Origin of the sequence: Methanobrevibacter sp. UBA188 (assembly GCF_905234905.1) — an archaeon.
Taxonomy (GTDB): Archaea; Methanobacteriota; Methanobacteria; order Methanobacteriales; family Methanobacteriaceae; genus Methanocatella.
On sequence record NZ_CAJOJM010000089.1, the window covers coordinates 1 to 2,884 of the forward strand.

Consider the following 2,884-nt stretch of genomic DNA (forward strand, 5'->3'; position numbering starts at 1 on the left):
AAAGTGAAAGCCTCACCGGCCGGATACTACGACGTCATCCTGATGGATATCCAGATGCCGAATATGGACGGTTATGAGGCATCCAAGCAGATCCGTGCGCTGGAGGATAAGCAAAAAGCCGCGGTTCCGATCGTTGCCGTCACGGCGAATGCATTCGAGGAAGACCGGAAGAATGCGTTGGAAGCCGGAATGAACGGACATCTGGCAAAGCCGTATGATATCCCGGCGATGCTTGAAACATTGAAGAATCTGCTGAGGTAATTGAATGAACTGTCCATACTGCAATAAAAAAATGATTTCAGGCTTTGTTCAGGGAGGAAGAGAAATATTTTTTACAGAGCAAAAGCATAAATGGATATTTGCTGCTACTGACAAGGATGTGTTGCTGACCCGCCATAATTTGACAGCACCTACATGCATAGCGTATCATTGCCCAACATGTAAAAAGGTGTTGATAGATTACGCGTCAGATTGTGAATAAATTCTGATTCTTAATATACGAGTAGTGGTGCTAATTGAATTAAAGCTTCTCAGACAGCCGTGGAATTAATTTTCTACGGCTGTTTTATTGTGGGAAGATATTTAGAATAAATGAATCATTGTATAATAATAAAATTTTAAAGTTTTTATTTAAAAAAGTTTAAAATATCTTACATATCCAAAATTTCGGATAATATTGCTTCATAAATCTGTTATAATTCAAAATGAAAATGATATTGCTCTTTGAAAACTGAATAACGCCTGAACTAACATGCCTGTCGCTCACTTCATAAACCTAATTTGAAATAATAAATATAATCAATCATTACAAAAAAGGAGACTTGATACCATGGAAGATCTTAACTATGAAGAAACAACGAAAAGTTTAGATGAATTATTGAGAAGCATACAGAGAGGCTATGTTAAAGACACAACAAAGGACCGGGCTCCGGTTTATTATCAGGCACCTGATTTTTCTTCTGAAAATCCGGAAAAAGATTTTGAAGAAGGAATGCGTATCATTGGATCAATTGACCTTAAAGATTGCGTCTTACACTTTGAAGATTGGCCAAAGGGTAAACGTTTGTTACTGAAGGCTGCGCACAACGGGCATGTGAAGGCCCAATTCGTGTTAGGGTGTATGTACAAGATAGGCATCAATTATTGCCCGGATTATATAATGGCAGAGACTTGGTTGCAGGAAGCAATCCAAAACGGGTTGAGCGGAAAAGACCTTAACATTGCAAAAGTAAAATTACATGAGGCGCAACAACAACGCAGGGAGAGATGGATGCGGATTTGATCCTTAGGGCTGCCTGAAAATATCAGGCAGGCTTTCTCTTTGTTGATAGAGTTCTCGATAAATCTGGTAATATTGAATCTGAAATAACCTTTGATGATTATATTGACGCAATGAAAATATTTAAACAGTTACCACCAAATGAACTCGAAAAGGTTTTATACATTCGATGTGAAACGGCTGATGAAGTCATTTTAGACAACTGGAAACCTATTGCAAATTCAGGTTAAAAAAACAATTGTAGTTCATTGATAGGAGAAAGATAGCCATGAAATCAACATATACAAGGGATGTTAGTCCCGAAATGATGTCAGAGTTGAAGAATAGATCTACATTTGCAGCTTTTGTAGATTATGTAAGGGATAATGAGAATAACGATCTTGCACTATGTTTTAGAGGTAATGATTCGAAAATTGGCAAAGTTGTTATCTATAGAAATAATCATATGATATGGGAGTTGTGCATCAAAGGTGGTAAAGGTGGCATTCCTGTTGTACGAATAAACCCAAATCACGCCAGGTTTATGGATGACTGGCATTCAAGGGTTGTAAAAGAACTCATGGAATTGGGATTCAAAGGACTTAAAGGTCAGGATTATAACCAATTAAAAGAGGAGAATGGATTTGTTGTAAGACACAAGACAAAAGATGGTTATTCTTACGATGCTGTATTCTTGGAATACACCCCATCAGGTGGATATGATGAAGTAAAGAAGGTAGTCACCGCTTCATATTCACTATTGAAGGAAATGCAGGAGTCATATTTTAGCCTTGATCATGATGAAGTGTTTGAAGTGTATAATCCAAGATCTCAGGCATACAAGAAAGAAAAGCGCCCTCGGAATTATATAAAACAATATTATTTTGAGCATAATACGGATGCGGGAATTGTTGATTCTAATTCAAATTTTTATGCTAATTTTCAAAAATGTGTCGAAAAGCATGTTCAACAGGATTTATTTATGAATAATCATTGCCTTAAGGATGGACTATTCATATATGACTTGGAATTTGCGCAGCCAAGCGGTGTTCCTGGTGTAAAGGTAGGAAATAAAAATAAGCCTGACATGTTTGCGATTAGATTTGATTCGAAAGGCAAGATAGAATCTATTTGCATGATAGAAGTAAAATCAACCAGGAATGCTTTGACACAGAAAAGCGGGTTAGAAGAACATTTAATGGGAATGGAAGAATACATCCATGTAAAAAAACTTATGGTTCACAGAATTGAGGAAGCTAGAAAAATCCTTAATCAGTATCATGAACTTGGACTTTATGGTGTAGATAAAGTTTTTACGGAATCCGATTTTACAGATATAAAAATGGAAATTATTTTTGTATTTTCTCATGGACTGTATTTAAACGTAAATATTCATAGGGGTGTAACAATTTGGAAAGCACTACCAGGATTTGTTGCTTATGAAAAAATGAAGTACGGTGCATATTTAGAGCATGTAAATGTAGATGTTCAGATAAAAAGGATAAAAACGACAAACATAATTTAATCCTAACGTATTTCTTACTTCATCTTTATGTGGTTGAAAAGAGCAGAGAACAGATTAGGAAAAATTAGTATTAGGAGCGTGTATTATGATTGGTTCGGTTA

4 protein-coding genes are annotated in these 2,884 nt (G+C 36.1%); all 4 read left to right on the forward strand.

Annotation, left to right across the window (positions count from 1 at the left end; all coding sequences use genetic code 11):
- On the forward strand, window positions 1-261 hold a 261-nt coding region (locus QZ143_RS09610; RefSeq protein ID WP_292883664.1), incomplete at its 5' end, for a response regulator.
- A 4-nt stretch (window positions 262-265) separates the two neighbouring features.
- On the forward strand, window positions 266-481 hold the full coding sequence (locus QZ143_RS09615; protein WP_292883667.1) for a PF20097 family protein: 216 nt from the start codon (window positions 266-268) through the stop codon (window positions 479-481).
- A 348-nt stretch (window positions 482-829) separates the two neighbouring features.
- Window positions 830-1,282 carry a hypothetical protein gene (locus QZ143_RS09620; RefSeq protein ID WP_292883670.1) on the forward strand — a complete coding sequence of 151 codons (453 nt, stop codon included), beginning with the start codon at window positions 830-832 and terminating at the stop codon, window positions 1,280-1,282.
- Window positions 1,283-1,586: 304 nt separating this feature from the next.
- The gene (locus tag QZ143_RS09625; protein ID WP_292883673.1) at window positions 1,587-2,783 is read left to right on the forward strand and encodes a hypothetical protein; all 1,197 of its coding nucleotides are present in this window, start codon (window positions 1,587-1,589) and stop codon (window positions 2,781-2,783) included.
- Window positions 2,784-2,884 lie beyond the last annotated feature (101 nt).